Raw genomic sequence first — 14,541 nt, 5'->3', positions numbered from 1 at the left:
GAGCATCCGCCCCGCTCATCGCACCCTCCGGGTGAACGTGACAGGCAGCTCGGCGAACCCACGCACGCTGGTGGAGTGCACGCGGACAGCGCGGTCGGCGTGGACCTCGAACCCGGACGTACGCCGCACCAGCTCCGCCAGCACGACTCGGGCCTCGAGCCGAGCCAGGTTGGCGCCGAGGCAGAAGTGCCGGCCGACGCCGAAGCTCATGATCCTGCCGAGCTCGTCGGAGGGGCGATGGATGTCGAAGACGTCCGGGGCGGTGAAGACGCGCTCGTCGCGGTTGGCCGAGCCGAGCAGGACGAGCAGCTTCGACCCGGCCGGAACGACCTGGCCGTGGAGCTCTACGTCCTCGGCGACGTAGCGGGCCAGCATCTGGCTGGAGGTGTCGTGGCGCAGGGTCTCCTCGATCCATGCGCCGACCGGCGCGGTGTCCTCGGGGTCGGCGAAGACCTCGGCGAGCTGGGAGGGGTGGGCGCCGAGGTGGAAGAGCGCGTTGCCGAGCAGCTTGGTGGTGGTCTCGTTGCCTGCCACGACCATCAGGAAAAGGAACGCGATCACCTCGTGATCGAGCAGCCGGTCGCCGTCGACCTCGGCCTCGATGAGTGCCGAGGTGAGGTCCTCGCTGGGCTGCTTGCGCCGCTGCGCGACCATCTCGGCGTAGTAGCCGATCAGCTCGAGCGCGGCCGTCATCCCGGCCTCCGGTACGTCGCGTACGCCGTCCTCACGGTGCACCACCAGGTCGGCCAAGCGGCGCACCTCGTCGCGGTCGGCGACGGGGACGCCCATCATCTCCGAGATGACGTCCATCGGGAGCTTGCCGGCGAGCTCGGCGATCCAGTCCGCCTCTCCGGTCTCGGCGCAGGCCGCGATCAAACCGTCGAGGTAGTGGTCGGCGAGCGCCTGGATCTGCGGGGTGAGCTCGCGTACGCGGCGCGGCGTGAACCCGGCTGAGACCAGCTTGCGCAGACGGGTCTGCTCCTTGCCGTCCAGAGCCAGGAAGGACATCACCCGATGGGCGTCGGCGTTCCAGGCGCTGGCGTCGAGCGAGACCCCCATCCGGTTGGAGAAGGTGACGTCGTTCTTCACCGCGGCGTGCACGTCGGCATGCCGGGAGAGCGCCCAGAAGTCGTCGGAGGCGTTGTAGTAGAGCGGCGCCTCGTCCCGCAGCCGGGCATAGACCGGGTAGGGGTCCTCGTGGAAGTCGTAGTCGTAGGGGTCGAAGATCTCGGTGGTGGTGCTCGTCATCTCACTCCTCACCGACGATCACGGCGACGACCGGGGCGAGCCGGTCGGCCATCTCGTCGTAGGTCATCAGGCCCATGCCCGCCTGCAGCAGCGCCCCGGAGAAGGCGAGCAGCAGGGCTTCTCGCTCCGCCTCGGCAGCACCCTCGCCGAGCGCCGCCTCGAACCGGGCAGCGAACTCGGCCCCGATCCGCAGCCGCAGCCGCTCGACATCGGCATCGCTGCCCAACAGTGCCGGCGTGACCGCCGCAGCGAGCGCCGGCTCCTCCGCGATCCGGGTCGTGAGGCTGCGTACGGCCGCCTGCACCCGCTCCACGCGGGATCCGGTCTCCTCGACCGTCGGCGTCTCGGCCAGGTGGCGCCAGAAGAGCTCGGCGAAGAGATGGTTCTTGGAGGCGAGGTAGGTGTAGGCCGTGGCCGGGGAGACCCCGGCCCGGGCAGCGACCGAACGGACAGTCAGCGCCTCGTGCCCGACCTCCCGCAGCTCCGCCAGACCTGCCGCGAATACTCGCTCGACCGTCTCCGCCTGGCGGGTGCTCGTTGCGCTGGACACGTGTCCAGATTAGAACACGTTCTCGTTTCGGGCAAGGGGTGAAGGCGACCGAATCGGGGTACCGCACCTTCATGCCGAGAACAGACGTGCTGGGCGAGGAGCTCCAGCGACAACGCGACGTCCTCAAGCTGGTCGGTGCGACCTTGAAGGCCGCCGAGATCCCGTTCGCACTCGCCGGCGGGTACGCGGTCTGGACGCGAGGCGGGCCGGAGAGCACCCACGACGTGGACTTCGTGCTCCCCCAGGAGTGCGTCGAGGACGCCGTGCGCGCTCTGGTCCTGAACGGGATGGATCCGGTCGCCGCCCCGGAGGACTGGCTGGTGAAGGTCGGGCGCGACACCGTGGTCGTCGACCTGATCCACCGGCTCCCGACCGGGCCCGTCGATGACGACCTGCTGGCGCGGTGCACCGACCTGCCGGTCGACTCCGTCACCATGCCCGTCATGTCCGCGACGGACCTGCTCATCTCGCGCATGCTGGCCCTGAGCGAGCACGCCTGCGACCTATCCCCGATTCTCGGCTCCGCCCGAGCCCTGCGCGAGCAGATCGACTGGCGGCTGGTGCGACAGGAGGCGAAGCGCAGCCCCTTCGCGCAGACCGCGATCGGCCTGCTGGACGCGCTCGCCATCATGGAAGGAAGCAGTATTGGAGGCGATGATGCCTGACCCGATTCGTGTGGCAGCAGTGGGTGACGTACATCTGGCCGACGACCTGCGCGGCCGCTACGCGCCGCTGCTCACGGACATCTCCGAGGAGGCCGATGCGCTGCTGGTCGCCGGAGACCTGACCCAGCACGGGACGCTCGAGGAGGCGGAGGCGTTCGCCGACGAGTTCGACGCCGCCGACGTACCGGTTCTCGTCGTGCTCGGCAACCACGACTACCACTCCGGCGCCGAGCGTGACATCGTCCACCTGTTGGAGGACCGCGGGGTGACCGTCCTCGAGGGCACCTCGACCACCCTCGACACCGATTCCGGCCGCCTCGGCGTCGCCGGCATCAAAGGCTTCTGCCTCGGCTTCGTCGGCCGGTGCGCAGCGGACTTCGGCGAACCCGAGATGAAGGCCTTCACCGGGCACGGCATCGAGACCGCCGGCCTGCTGCGCCAGGCCCTCGACGACCTCGCGGCCGAGGAGCCGGACGTCACCGTCGCGCTCTCCCACTTCTCCCCGGTCGACGACACGCTGATCGGCGAGGCGAAGGAGATCTGGCCGTTCCTCGGCAACTACCGGCTCGGCGAGGCGATCGACGAGACGGGTGTGGACCTGGCAGTCCACGGCCACGCCCACGCCGGGCGCGAGAAGGGTCTCACCCCGGCCGGGGTGCCCGTACGAAACGTCGCCCAACCCGTCATCCAGGCAGCGTTCCGTGTCTACGACGTCTTCCCCAGGAGGTCGGCATGAACGAGCAGCAGGCGCGAGATCTCGAGCGCGCGATCGCGACCGACCCGCGCACGAACGAGCTGGGCATCCGGATCCAGGTACGCGGCGACCACCTCGTCGTCTCAGGCGAGGTGGCCTCCCAGGAGCGCCGGGCCACGGTCATCGAGGTCGTCCGGGAGCACGACACCGGCCTCGACATCGTCGACCACATCATGCTCAGCGCCGAGCCCGGTCCGGGCGGACCCGACCACGAGCAGATCGACCCACGGAGGAGCTGATCATCGATGAACGGCACGATCGTCGCGGTCGTGGTCGGGATGATCCTGTTCTGGAGCGTCCTGACCCTCATCGCGGCACTCCTGGACCGGCGCCGCAGCCGTCAGATCGACGACGACCTGACCGCGATGGAGCGCAAGTACCATCTCGACGGCAGCGACCGGTACGGAAGCTTCGACCAGCGGCCCCACGGAGCCCACCGAGCCCGCTGAGCCCGCTCAGAAGCCAGGCGGAAGCCTGGTGAAGTCGGGCTCTCGCCCCTCGGCGAAGGCGACGAGCGCCTCGATGTTGGCCGGCCCGCCGAGCAGCTCGGCGAACTTCGCGTTCTCGAGCTCCCGGGCGGCCTCGATCCCGGGGCGCAGCGACGCGGTCATCGTCTCCTTGACCGCGACCAGGCTGCTGATCGGCCTCGAGGCGAGCGTGGCGGCGTGGCCCCAGGCGACCTCGAGGAGCTCCTCGGGCTCGGTGACCCGCCAGACGAGCCCCATCTCGTGAGCCTCCTCGGCACTGAGCCACTCCCCCGACATCAGCATCCAGGCGGCGTTCTGACGTCCGATCAGCCGCGGAAACAGGAAGCTGGAGGCCGCCTCCGGCGCGACCCCGAGCGTGGTGAACGGTGTCTTGAACCTCGCCTTCGTCGAGGCGAGGACCAGGTCGGCGAAGCCGAGGAGCGTCACGCCGATGCCCAGACCCAGGCCGTTGACGGCGACGATCAGCGGCTTGGAGAACGCCGCCAGGGAGTCGACCAGGCCGATGAACCCGTGGGCGGCGCTCTCGTCGCCACCCGAGGCGGTCTCCTTCATCTCGACCAGGTCGGTGCCCGCCGAGAAGGCGCGGCCGGCCCCGGTCAGCAGCACGACGGCCACCTCCGGATCCTCGTCGGCCTCGCACAGCGCCTCGGCCAGGGCGACGTAGAGCGCCTGGCTGAATGCGTTGAGCTGGTCGGGACGGTTGAGGGTGAGCGTACGGACGCGGTCGCGGTCCTGACTCAGCAGCAGGTCTGACATGTGTCTCCTATCGACCGAGGATCAGGTCGGCGGCGCGCTCGCCGATCATGATGGCGGGCGCGTTGGTGTTGCCGCCGGTGATCGAGGGCATCACGCTCGCGTCGGCGACGCGCAGGCCGTCGATGCCCATCACCCGCAGCGACGGGTCGACCACGGCGCGCTCGTCCGACCCCATCCGGCAGGTGCCGACGCCGTGGTAGACGCTGTGCACGATGTTGGGCAGCAGCTCACGGGTCGCCTCCGGGGTGGCGTACGACGGGCCGGGCGAGATCTCGCCCTGGTTGTCCCCGAGACCGACCATCATCTCGCGCACCTTCGCGATCCCGTCGAGGAGCACCTCGGTGTCCTTGCCCGACTTCAGGTAGGCCGGGTCGAGCAGCGGGTGCGCGAGCGGGTCGGCGCTGGCCAGGCGTACGGTGCCGCGGCTCTCGGGGTAGATCAGCGTCGGCAGGATGCACAGGCCGGGCTTGCTCGTCGGCGGCCGGATGGCCTTGTCGCCGTCCTGGTTCGGGAACGGGTAGACCCAATAGAGGACGTGCAGCTGCAGGTCGGGGACCCGATCGGCCAGGGCGCTGCGTACGAACCCGAAGGCCTCGAACTGCGAGCCGGCAGCCCAGCCCTTGCGGGTGAGCCGCGACTTGGCGAAGCCGGCGGCGAAGTAGGCGGGCGTGGGCCGCCGCAGCGCCGAATCCATCCGGAACGAGACCGGCACGAAGAGGTGGTCGTGGAAGTTGTCGCCGACGGGAAGGTCGGCGTGGACCTGGATGCCGTGGTCGCGGAGGTGGTCGGAATGACCGATTCCGGAGAGCATCAGCAGGTGCGGAGAGCCGTAGACGCCTGCCGCCACGATGACCTCGCGGGTCGCCCGGATGGTCTGCTTGTCGCCGTCGGCACCGACGACCTCGACACCGGTGGCGCGCGAGCCCTCGATCCGTACGCGCGTGACCTGGGCCTTGGTCAGGATCAGCAGGTTGTCCAGCGGCTGCTCGCGCAGGTAGGCCTTCGAGGCCGAGTAGCGGCGCCCCTCGGAGGCGCTGAGCTGGACGACGCCGACACCCTCCTGCTCCTTGCCGTTGTAGTCGTCGAGGGCGCTGACCCCGAGCCGCTTGGGCGCCTCGTCGAGCCAGGTCTGCGTCGCCGGGGTGAGGTCCTTCTGGTAGCGCACCTTCACCGGCCCGCCCCGGCCGCGGAACTCGTCCCCGCCGCCCTCGAAGTCCTCCATCCGCTTGAACGCCGGCAGCACGTCGTCGTAGGACCATCCGGTCGCGCCGTCGGGCGCCCAGTCGTCGAAGTTCTGGCGGTTGCCGCGCACCCAGAGCATGCCGTTGATCGAGGACGAGCCGCCCAGCACCTTGCCGCGGGTCATCGGGATCACCCGGTCGAGGGCGGCACTCTGCGGGACCGACTTGTAGCCCCAGTCGACCAGCTTCTTCAGCTGTGGTGTGGAGAGCATCGCGGCGACCGCGCCGGGGAGCTCGAGCAGGTTCTTGATCCCGAAGGCGGTGTCCTTGGTGCCCGCCTCGATCACGATCACGCTGGCACCGCTCTCGGCCAGCCTGCGGGCGGTGGCGCAGCCCGCACTCCCGGCGCCTACGACGATGTAGTCGGCTTCCATGTTCACTTCTCTCTCCCGGCGATCCCTTCCACAAAGACTAGAACACGTTCTACTGTTGTGTCATGCGCCACGGCATCGTCCTGTTCACCTCGGACCGCGGCATCGCGCCCGCCGAGCTCGCCTCCGCCGCCGAGGAGCGCGGCTTCGACACGTTCTACGTGCCCGAGCACACCCACATCCCGGTGCGCCGCGACGCCCTGCACCCCACCGGCGGCACCGAGCTGCCCGACGACCGCTACCTGCGTACGCTCGACCCCTGGGTCACGCTCGGGACCTGCGCCGCGGTGACCACGCGGATCGGGCTCTCGACGGCCGTCGCGCTGCCGGTCGAGTCCGACCCGATCACGCTCGCCAAGACGATCGCGACCCTCGACCACCTCTCCGGCGGCCGGGTCTCGCTGGGCGTCGGGTTCGGCTGGAACACCGACGAGCTCGCCGATCACGGCATCCCGGGCGACCGTAAGCGCACCGCACTGAAGGAGTATCTGGAGGCGATGCGCGCACTGTGGACCGAGGAGGAGGCGGCCTATGAAGGCGAGTTCGTCTCCTTCGGCCCGTCGTGGGCCTACCCGAAGCCGCCACAGGGCCGGATCCCGACGATCGTCGGCGCCGGCGGCGGCCCGAAGACGCTGCGCTGGATCGCCCACAACGCGGAGGGCTGGATGTCGACCCCGACCGAAGCCGGAATCGGCGACAAGGTGAAGACGCTGCAGGACGAGTGGGAGTCGGCCGGCCGCGAGGGCAAGCCCGAGGTCCGCGTGCTCGTCGCGAAGCGGCCGACACCCGACGACCTGGCCGAGTGGTCGGTGGCCGACGAGCTGATCTGGGGCGTCCCCGACACCGAGCCGGCCGGCGTGCTCACCTACCTCGACAAGCTCGCGGGCAGGCTCGACCTCGGCTGATCAGCCCAGCCGCTCGCGCAGGAAGCCGACGATCCGCGCAAGGCCGCCTCGCGAGGCCGGCGAGATGCCCGGCAGGGTGAGGTAGGCGTGGGTCGCCAACCGGGGACGATGCAAGGCCACCTCCACCCCAGCCGTACGCAGCGCCGCGGCGTAGCGCTCGGCATGCGGGCGCAGCGGGTCGAACCGTGCGGTAAGCACGAGGGCCGACGGCAGTCCCGCATGGGATCTCGCCCGCAGCGGCGAGGCCTGCCATTCCTCGGCGAGCGACCCGTCGCCGCCGAGGTAGTTCTTCACGACCTCACCCAGCCCCCGACCGCGCAGGCCGACGAGATCGACCAGCGGATAGATCAGCACCTGGCCGCGGATCCGGGACTCACCTTCGTCCCGGGCGCGCAGCGCCAGGACCGCGGCCAGCGTGCCGCCGGCGCTGTCACCCAGCACGGCGATCCTCGTCGGATCGGCGCCGAGCTCGCCGGCGTTCGCGACGACCCACGTCAGCACGGCCCAGCAGTCCTCGACCGCCGCCGGATAGGGGTGCTCCGGGGCGAGCCGGTAGGCAGGCGCGACCACGATCGCCCCGGTGCGGGCCGCGATCCGGCCGGCCATCCAGCGCGACTGCTCGGGCGATCCCCAGCACCAGCCGCCGCCATGGAAGGCCAGCACGACCGGCCGCCCCTCGGTCGAGTGGGCTCGCGGGATGTGGACCCGCAGCCGGATCTCGCCGACCCATGCCTCGCGCGCCACCACGCCCGGGTCGTCCGCTCCGAACACCCAGGTCAGACGGCGGTTCGCCAACAGCGCCGCCCGCCGCTCGCGCAGCTCGACCATCCCGTCCACACCGCGATCCTGCACCTCGACGGCGGTATTCGTCATGACGTACGGCCGACCGGTGGTCGAACGTCACCGCACAGCTCACGTAGACGCCACCCAGAATAGAACACGTTCTACTATGGTCGGCCCATGAGTGACATCAGCGAGATAGAGCAGCTCAAGTACCGCTACGTACGCCTCCTCGACACCAAGCAGTGGGACGAGTTCGCCACCTGCTTCAGCGACGACGCCACCGCCGACTACGCCGGGCTCTCGTTCACCTCGCCCGCCGAGCTGGTCGACTACATGCGGACCAACCTGCCCGCGGAGATCATCACGATGCACCACCTCCACCACCCGGAGATCGCGATCGACGGCGATGCGGCCACCGGCCGCTGGTATCTCTACGACAAGGTCTTCGCCCCCGCCTACGAGTTCGCCCTCGAAGGCGCCGCCTTCTACGAGGACCGCTACACCCGTACGCCGCTCGGCTGGCGCATCGCCCACACCGGCTACGAGCGCACCTGGGAGCTGACCACCAGCCTGAAGGACCAGCCCAGCGCCAAACTGACCGGACCCGGCGGACCGGCCACGCACGCCTGAGAACGGCGGTAGGTTCGGCACCATGCGGATCGCCTTCGGAAGCGACGACGAGAACGAGACGACCCGAGCCGTGCTCGCCGAGCTGCGGGATCGCGGGGACGTCGAGGTCATCGAGACCGAATCCTGGCCCGACCTCGGCGCCGGCATCGGCCGGGCAGTCGTCGAGGGCCGCGCCGACGTCGGCGTGGTGATGTGCTGGACCGGCACCGGCACGGCGATCGCGGCCAACAAGGTCCCCGGCGTACGCGCCGCCCTCGCCTGGGAGCCCTGGATCGCCCGCAACGCGCGCCTGTGGAACGACGCCAACGTGTTGGCGATGAGCCTCAAGCGCCTCGCCCCCGACGTCGCAGTCGAGGTCACCCAGGCATTCCTCGACGAGACCGAGCCCGACCCCGAGGAAGCAGCCGCGATCAAGCGCCTCGACGAGCTGTGAGCGCCATCCCGGGGCGCCCCACGACTGCTCGGTCAGCAGCAGGCGCAGCCCTTGTCGCAGCCATCATGGCCGGCGAGGGCCCCGGCCGGAGTGCAGCAGACCTCACCGCGCCAGGCGTTGATCCCCTCCCCCACGGCCAGTGCCGCGATGACGAGCGCGGCGACCGAGTCGGCCCACCACCAGCCCCAGGCGCTGTTGGCGAGCAGGCCGACGAGCAGCGCGGCGGACATGTAGGTGCACAGCAGCGTCTGCTTCGAGTCGGCCACGGCGGAATGGGAGCCGAGCTCGTTGCCGGCGCGGCGCTGGATCCAGGACGCGGCGGGCATGACGAGCAGGCTCAGCGCGGCGATGCCGATGCCGAGACCGGAGTGGTCGGCGGCGTTCCCGGCGATCAGGCTGGTGGCGGCGTCATAGGAGACGAAGGCGGCGAGCCCGAAGAATGAGAGCGCGATGATCCGCAGCGCTACCTTCTCGCGGGCCTCGGGATCGCGGCCGGCGAACTGCCAGGCGACCGCGAGAGCGGACGAGACCTCGATGACCGAGTCGAGACCGAAGCCGAGCAGCGCCGCGGAGCCGGCGATCGCTCCGGCCGTGATCGCCACCACGGCCTCGATCACGTTGTAGGCGATGGTGAAGGCGACCAGGAGGCGGACCCGCCGCACCAGGACAGCCCGCCGAGACGGATCGTGGCCCGAGACCGGCGGCGGCACATCCTCGCGTCGGCCGATGACATGGATCGGAAGCTCGGAGCTCACCAGTTCACCTCATGGCACTGCCGGGTCGGGGCGGTCTCGGTCTGAAGGGTGGCATGCTCGATCTGGTGCCGGGTGGCGAGCGCGGTCTGCGCCTCGGCCAGCACGGTCTGGGCATCGGCGCCGGCATCCAGGACGAGATGCGCGGTGGCGACGTGCATCCCGGACGTCAACGTCCACACGTGCAGGTCGTGGACGCCGTCCACGCCCGAGACGGCTTCGAGGTCGGCGACGACCTGGTCGACCTCCATGCCCTCGGGGACGTGCTGGCCGAGGACCGCCAGGACCTGACGGCCCAGGGAAATGGCGCGTACGGCGACGAAGACCCCGATCGCGACGGCGACTGCCGTGTCCCACAACGGCTGCCCGGTGGCGGCGACCAGCAGTCCCGCCACGATCACACCGACGCTGCCGGCGGCGTCGGAGACCACCTCGAAGTAGGCGCCCTTGAGGTTGAGCGACTCGCTCGCCCCCGCGCGCAGGAGCAGCATCGAGACCAGGTTGATGGCCAGGCCGATCGCGCCGACCACGAGCATCGCCCCGGTCTGGACCTCGGATCCCTCCCCGATGCGGCCGATCGCCTCGAGCACGACGTAGACCGCGACCCCGAGCATCACTAGGACGGTCAGCCCGGAGGCGAACACCTCGACCCGGTAGGAGCCGTAGGTGCGGCGTCCGGTGGTATCGGCGCGGGTGGCGATCCGGGTCGCGACCAGCGCCGCACCCAGCGCGACGACGTCCGCGGTCATGTGCCCGGCGTCCGAGATCAGTGCCAGCGACCCCGACCACAGGCCGGCGACGAGCTCGACGACCAGGAACGCCGCCACCATGGCGAAGGTGACGCCGAGCCGCCACCGGTGCCTGCCGCCGGCGTGGCCCACAGCGGCGCCGTGCCCGTGTCCGTGTCCGTGGCCCATCAGCAGCAGCCCTGCTCGGCGGAGTCGCGGCACGCTTCCGGATCGGTGACCAGGATCAGGTCGTGCAGGTCAGCCAGCGCATGCGCGAGGCGGCCGTCGGCGAGCTCGTAGCGGGTGCGCCTGCCCTCGGGGACGGCGACGACCAGGCCGCAGCCGCGCAGACAGGCCAGGTGGTTCGACATCGACTGGCGCGTCACACCCAGCGACTCGGACAGCTCGGCCGGGTAGGCCGGACCCTCGCGCAATTGCATCAGGACCCGGGCCCGGGTGGCATCGGAGAGGGCGTGCCCGAACCGGGCGAGCGCATCCAGAGAAGAGGTGGTGGCGGTGACCATGCCGTGACAGTACATCGAAACGTGTATTCAGTAAAAGCTGAACCATGGTAGGACCGGTCAGTCCAGCTCCCGGTAGTTGCTGCGGAAGAACAGCAGCGGCTCGGTGGCGGTGCCCTCCTCGAGGTCCAGGACGCGGCCGACGACGAGATAGTGGTCGCCCTCCTCGTGGACCGAGTGGACCGCGCAGTCGAGGTAGCCGACGGCCCCGTCGAGATGCGGGTCGCCGTGATGGGCCGACGGGGTCCAGGAGATGTCGGCATACTTGTCCGCGGCACGTGAGGCGAACTGGTTCGAGACGGCTTCCTGGCCGGCTGCGAGGATGTTGACCGAGAAGTGCCCGGCGCGACGGATCCGGGCCCAGGCGCGCGAGGACTTGGTCGGTGCGAAGAGGATCAGCGGCGGCCGCAGCGACACCGAGGAGAACGACTGGCAGGTCATCCCGACCGGGCCCTCCGCGGTCTGCGCTGCGATCACGGTGACCCCGGAGGCGAACCGGCCCAGCACCGTACGGAACCGGGCGTCCGCCTCCGCGTCGGCAGGGGTCTCCGGTGGAGACGGTGGCGCCTCGAAGTCGAAGCGACCGTGGAAGGACTCGATCAGCTCCGGATGCGGCCAGCTCTCGGCGGCATCGGGAGACATCCCATCAGGCACCTCTATACGCATACCCGATCACTGGCCTACGCCGAAGTCGTGACCCCAGTACGAGACGGCCGTGGACTCCCGAGCAACCCACTTCTGGTCGTCGACCTGCAGTCCCTCGGTGCCGAACTCGATGTCGAAACCACCCGGCGACTTCACGTAGAAGGAGACCATCTCGTCGTTCATGTGCCGCCCGAGCGTCGCCGAGAGCTTCGCGCCGTACTTCTTCACCCGCTCCAGCGCCCGGCCGACGTCGTCGAGCTTGTCGACCTCGAGCATGATGTGGACGCACTTGGAGTCGTTGGGGAACGGCAGGAACGCCAGCGAGTGGTGACGCGGGTTGATCCCGAGGAAGCGCAGCCAGATCTTCGTACCGGGCTCCTTGCCGGCGAACTCCCCCGGCATGCTCATAGAGTCACGCAGCCGGAACCCGAGCGTGTCGCGGTAGAACTCCAGCGCCTCGACGTCGTCGGAGACCGGGATCACGACGTGGCCCATCCCCTGCTCGCCGGTCACGAAGGTGTGGCCGTAGGGCGAGACCGCGGGGCGGCGCTCGTAGGTGATGCCGTGGAAGAGCTCGAAGACGTTGTCGAAGGGGTCGCGGAAGCGCAGCATCTCCTGCACCCGCCGCTCGGCGAGCTCCTCGGGGGTGCCCTCCTCGACCTCGACCCCGGACTTCTCCAGGTGCTCGCGTGCCTGCGCCAGCGCGGTGTGGTCGGCGACCTCCCAGCCGACACAGCTGAGCTGGTCCACCTCGCCCGGCTCGATCACCAGCCGGGCCGAGACCTCGTCGATGCGGTAGTAGAGGCGCTCCTGGCTCGGGCCCTTGGCCTCGATCAGACCGAGGACCTTGCCGGCGAACGTACGCCACGCCTCCAGGTCTGTGCTGGTGACGCGTACGTAGCCCATGGACTTCAGGTCGATCGTCATGACTTCTCCTTGGGAGTACGTTCGCGGTGCCGCTTCAGGCTGTGCCGTTTTAGAAACGTGACCGCGACCTCGCGGAACTCGTCGGCCGCCTCGATCTGTGCCCAGTGCCCACAACGCGGGAAGACATGCAGCTGTGCCTTGGGAATCAGCTTCAGGGCGGGGAACGCTCCGTCGAGCGGATTGACCCGGTCCTCGCGACCCCAGGTGAGCAGGGTGTGGTGCTTGAGCCGGTGCGCCTCGCGCCACAGCATGCCGTCCTCGGCGGTCTCGGGGTTGTAGAACGACCACCCCATCGACGCCATCGCCTCGCGCGCGCCGGGCGCGGTCGCGTCCGCGAACCGCTCCTCGACCAGCTCGTCGGTGACCAGCTTCTGGTCGACGACCATGGTCGAGATGAACGCCTTGAGCGCCTCCCGGGTCGGGTCGCCGGAGAAGTCCATCAGGCGCTGTACGCCCTCGGTGGGATCGGCATGGAAGAGGTTGAGCGAGAGCCCGCCCGGCCCCATCAGCACCAGCCGCCCCACCCGGTCCGGGTAGGTCAGCGCGATCCGCATCGCCGTCCCGCCGCCGAGCGAGTTGCCCAGCAGGTGCACCTTCTTCAGGCCCAGCTCGTCGAGGAGGGCGATCACCGCATCGCCGGCGAAGCGGTAGTAGTTGCCCACCACCTCCGGCTTGTCGGAGGCGCCGAAACCCGGCTGGTCGACCAGGATCGTGCGGAAGTCGGCCGCGAAGCCCTCCAGCGCGGTGCCGAAGTTGGACCACGACGAGGCCCCGGGACCCCCGCCGTGAAGCATCACCAGCGGCAGCCGGTCGCCCCCGCCTGAACCCAGGTCGTAGTAGCGCAGCGAGATCTCGCCCGCCGCCTCGGTCTTGATCCGGACGTCGTGGGCGACGTCATCCTTCACGAGCGCCATCTCAGTACATCCCCGGGTCGACCTTGTGCCCGAACTCGGAGGCGCCGTACATCTGCAGCGCCCGCTCGGGGTCGTTGGCGGCGTGGACGCGGCCCGCGTGGGCATCGCGCCAGGCCCGCTGGAGCGGGGTGCCGTTGGCCAGCGCCCGACCGCCGGAGGCCTCGAAGAGCAGGTCGATCGCGTCGATCGCGCGCTGGGTGCCGAGGACCTGGTCACGGCGGATCCGCAGCCGCTGGGTGATCGGGATCTTCTCCCCGCGGGCGACGTAGGCCTGCTGCTCGCGGATGTTGCCCATCAGCAACGCCCAAGCGGCGTCGATGTCGGAGGAGGCGGTCGCCACGCGCACGGCGGCGAAGGGGTCCAGGGATGCCTTCTCACCGTAGGAGGCGCGGACCCGGTTCTGCTGCATGGTCACGTGCTCCTCGTAGGCGCCGCGGGCCATGCCGATGATCGGCGTGGTGATCGTGGTGGTGAACAGCGAGTGGAACTGCAGCTTGTAGAGGTCACCGGTGTTGACCGCCTGCCCGGGACCCTTGCAGCGGCCGGTCTCGGCCATCGAGAGCGTGAAGGTCTCCGGGATGAAGACGTCCTCGACCACGATGTCGTTGGAGCCGGTGCCGGCGAGGCCGACGACGTTCCAGACGTCGACGATCTCGTAGCGCTCGCGCGGCACCAGGAACGTACGGAAGTCGACCACCTGGCCCTCGTCGTTGAAGACGAGGCCGCCGAGCAGCACCCAGGTGGCATGGGCGCAGCCGGAGGAGAACGACCAGCGGCCGGAGAGCGTGAAGCCGCCCTCGGTGATCGCCGCCTTGCCCATCGGCGCGTAGGAGGAGGAGACCCGGGTGTCGGGGTCCTCGCCCCAGACCGCCTGCTGGGCCTCGTCGTCGAAGAGCGCGATCTGCCAGGGGTGGACGCCCAGGACGCTGGAGACCCAGCCCGTCGATCCGCACGCCGAGGCGATGTCGCGCACACAGGTGTAGAAGTCGACCGGGTCCGCCTCGAGACCGCCGAACCGGACCGGCTGCAGCAGCTTGAAGAAGCCGACCTCCTCGAGCTCCTTGACGCTCGACTCGGGCACGACCCGGAGACGCTCGGTCTCCTCGGCCCGCTCCCTGATCGTGGGCAGCAGGTCCTGCACCCCGTCCTTGACGGTCTGTGCGTCCTTGTGGGGGCGCTGTGTCGGTTCGCTCACCGCTCTGCCTTCCTGCATGGTGTCCCAATGTCCTC

The 14,541-nt window shown here is 69.9% G+C and carries 19 protein-coding genes; 7 read left to right on the top strand and 12 right to left on the bottom strand.

All coding sequences use genetic code 11. The annotated features are described in order from the left end of the window. Positions 1 to 15 precede the first annotated feature (15 nt). Together OH802_RS18720 and OH802_RS18715 are read right to left on the bottom strand one after the other, a co-directional pair. Positions 16 to 1,248, bottom strand: a complete 1,233-nt coding sequence (locus OH802_RS18720; protein ID WP_406020923.1) for a cytochrome P450 — start codon at positions 1,246 to 1,248, stop codon at positions 16 to 18. A 1-nt stretch (position 1,249) separates the two neighbouring features. Next, positions 1,250 to 1,798, bottom strand: a complete 549-nt coding sequence (locus tag OH802_RS18715) for a TetR/AcrR family transcriptional regulator (protein WP_406020921.1) — start codon at positions 1,796 to 1,798, stop codon at positions 1,250 to 1,252. 71 nt (positions 1,799 to 1,869) lie between these two features. Between OH802_RS18715 and OH802_RS18710 the strand changes: the two genes are divergently transcribed. The 4 genes from OH802_RS18710 to OH802_RS18695 are packed head-to-tail and all read left to right on the top strand — an operon-like array spanning position 1,870 to position 3,666. Beyond that, on the top strand, positions 1,870 to 2,463 hold the full coding sequence (locus tag OH802_RS18710; protein WP_406020919.1) for a hypothetical protein: 594 nt from the start codon (positions 1,870 to 1,872) through the stop codon (positions 2,461 to 2,463). Continuing rightward, complete coding sequence (locus OH802_RS18705; RefSeq protein ID WP_406020917.1) at positions 2,456 to 3,199, top strand: metallophosphoesterase; 744 nt, start codon at positions 2,456 to 2,458, stop codon at positions 3,197 to 3,199. Before OH802_RS18710 ends, OH802_RS18705 begins: the two co-directional genes overlap by 8 nt. Next, complete coding sequence (locus tag OH802_RS18700; RefSeq protein WP_406020916.1) at positions 3,196 to 3,456, top strand: BON domain-containing protein; 261 nt, start codon at positions 3,196 to 3,198, stop codon at positions 3,454 to 3,456. The genes OH802_RS18705 and OH802_RS18700 overlap by 4 nt, the downstream gene beginning before the upstream one ends. Before the next feature lie 6 nt (positions 3,457 to 3,462). Beyond that, positions 3,463 to 3,666, top strand: a complete 204-nt coding sequence (locus OH802_RS18695) for a hypothetical protein (RefSeq protein ID WP_406020914.1) — start codon at positions 3,463 to 3,465, stop codon at positions 3,664 to 3,666. Between the two features lie 6 nt (positions 3,667 to 3,672). Here OH802_RS18695 and OH802_RS18690 read toward each other — a convergent pair whose 3' ends face one another. After that, positions 3,673 to 4,461 carry an enoyl-CoA hydratase/isomerase family protein gene (locus tag OH802_RS18690; RefSeq protein WP_406020912.1) on the bottom strand — a complete coding sequence of 263 codons (789 nt, stop codon included), beginning with the start codon at positions 4,459 to 4,461 and terminating at the stop codon, positions 3,673 to 3,675. Positions 4,462 to 4,468: 7 nt separating this feature from the next. Then, positions 4,469 to 6,076, bottom strand: coding sequence for a GMC family oxidoreductase (locus tag OH802_RS18685; protein ID WP_406020910.1), 1,608 nt, complete (start codon positions 6,074 to 6,076; stop codon positions 4,469 to 4,471). A gap of 62 nt (positions 6,077 to 6,138) precedes the next feature. Here OH802_RS18685 and OH802_RS18680 point away from each other — a divergent pair, with 62 nt between their 5' ends. Next, complete coding sequence (locus tag OH802_RS18680; protein ID WP_406020908.1) at positions 6,139 to 6,978, top strand: LLM class F420-dependent oxidoreductase; 840 nt, start codon at positions 6,139 to 6,141, stop codon at positions 6,976 to 6,978. On the opposite strand, the gene OH802_RS18675 is transcribed toward OH802_RS18680, so the two are convergent. Continuing rightward, positions 6,979 to 7,851 (bottom strand): alpha/beta hydrolase, encoded by an 873-nt coding sequence (locus tag OH802_RS18675; protein ID WP_406020906.1) that lies wholly within the window; start codon positions 7,849 to 7,851, stop codon positions 6,979 to 6,981. Positions 7,852 to 7,938: 87 nt separating this feature from the next. Here OH802_RS18675 and OH802_RS18670 point away from each other — a divergent pair, with 87 nt between their 5' ends. Further along, entirely contained in the window at positions 7,939 to 8,391 is a 453-nt protein-coding gene (locus tag OH802_RS18670) for a nuclear transport factor 2 family protein (protein WP_406020905.1), read from the top strand. Between the two features lie 22 nt (positions 8,392 to 8,413). Further along, positions 8,414 to 8,824 (top strand): RpiB/LacA/LacB family sugar-phosphate isomerase, encoded by a 411-nt coding sequence (locus tag OH802_RS18665; RefSeq protein WP_406020903.1) that lies wholly within the window; start codon positions 8,414 to 8,416, stop codon positions 8,822 to 8,824. A gap of 32 nt (positions 8,825 to 8,856) precedes the next feature. On the opposite strand, the gene OH802_RS18660 is transcribed toward OH802_RS18665, so the two are convergent. From OH802_RS18660 to hsaA, 7 genes are read right to left on the bottom strand one after another with little or no spacing between them, the layout of a single operon-like run. Beyond that, on the bottom strand, positions 8,857 to 9,579 hold the full coding sequence (locus OH802_RS18660; protein ID WP_406020901.1) for a cation diffusion facilitator family transporter: 723 nt from the start codon (positions 9,577 to 9,579) through the stop codon (positions 8,857 to 8,859). After that, positions 9,576 to 10,493 (bottom strand): cation diffusion facilitator family transporter, encoded by a 918-nt coding sequence (locus OH802_RS18655; RefSeq protein WP_406029343.1) that lies wholly within the window; start codon positions 10,491 to 10,493, stop codon positions 9,576 to 9,578. Before OH802_RS18655 ends, OH802_RS18660 begins: the two co-directional genes overlap by 4 nt. Then, positions 10,493 to 10,828: a metalloregulator ArsR/SmtB family transcription factor gene (locus OH802_RS18650; RefSeq protein WP_141804731.1), complete on the bottom strand. Its 336-nt coding sequence runs from the start codon at positions 10,826 to 10,828 to the stop codon at positions 10,493 to 10,495. Before OH802_RS18650 ends, OH802_RS18655 begins: the two co-directional genes overlap by 1 nt. Positions 10,829 to 10,885: 57 nt before the next feature. Continuing rightward, entirely contained in the window at positions 10,886 to 11,467 is a 582-nt protein-coding gene (locus tag OH802_RS18645) for a flavin reductase family protein (RefSeq protein ID WP_160023260.1), read from the bottom strand. Positions 11,468 to 11,497: 30 nt separating this feature from the next. After that, on the bottom strand, positions 11,498 to 12,397 hold the full coding sequence (gene hsaC, locus OH802_RS18640) for an iron-dependent extradiol dioxygenase HsaC (protein WP_406020898.1): 900 nt from the start codon (positions 12,395 to 12,397) through the stop codon (positions 11,498 to 11,500). Beyond that, a complete protein-coding gene (gene hsaD, locus OH802_RS18635) occupies positions 12,394 to 13,311 on the bottom strand; it encodes a 4,5:9,10-diseco-3-hydroxy-5,9,17-trioxoandrosta-1(10),2-diene-4-oate hydrolase (protein WP_406020896.1) in 918 nt (305 codons plus the stop codon). The genes hsaC and hsaD overlap by 4 nt, the downstream gene beginning before the upstream one ends. 1 nt (position 13,312) lies before the next feature. Beyond that, positions 13,313 to 14,506, bottom strand: coding sequence for a 3-hydroxy-9,10-secoandrosta-1,3,5(10)-triene-9,17-dione monooxygenase oxygenase subunit (gene hsaA, locus OH802_RS18630; RefSeq protein ID WP_406020894.1), 1,194 nt, complete (start codon positions 14,504 to 14,506; stop codon positions 13,313 to 13,315). Between the last annotated feature and the right edge of the window lie 35 nt (positions 14,507 to 14,541).

The sequence above is a fragment of the Nocardioides sp. NBC_00850 genome (genome assembly GCF_045207335.1).
Classification (GTDB): Bacteria; Actinomycetota; Actinomycetes; order Propionibacteriales; family Nocardioidaceae; genus Nocardioides.
The sequence above is the reverse complement of the archived record's forward strand: the minus strand, read 5'-3'. Positions and strand labels throughout refer to the sequence as shown.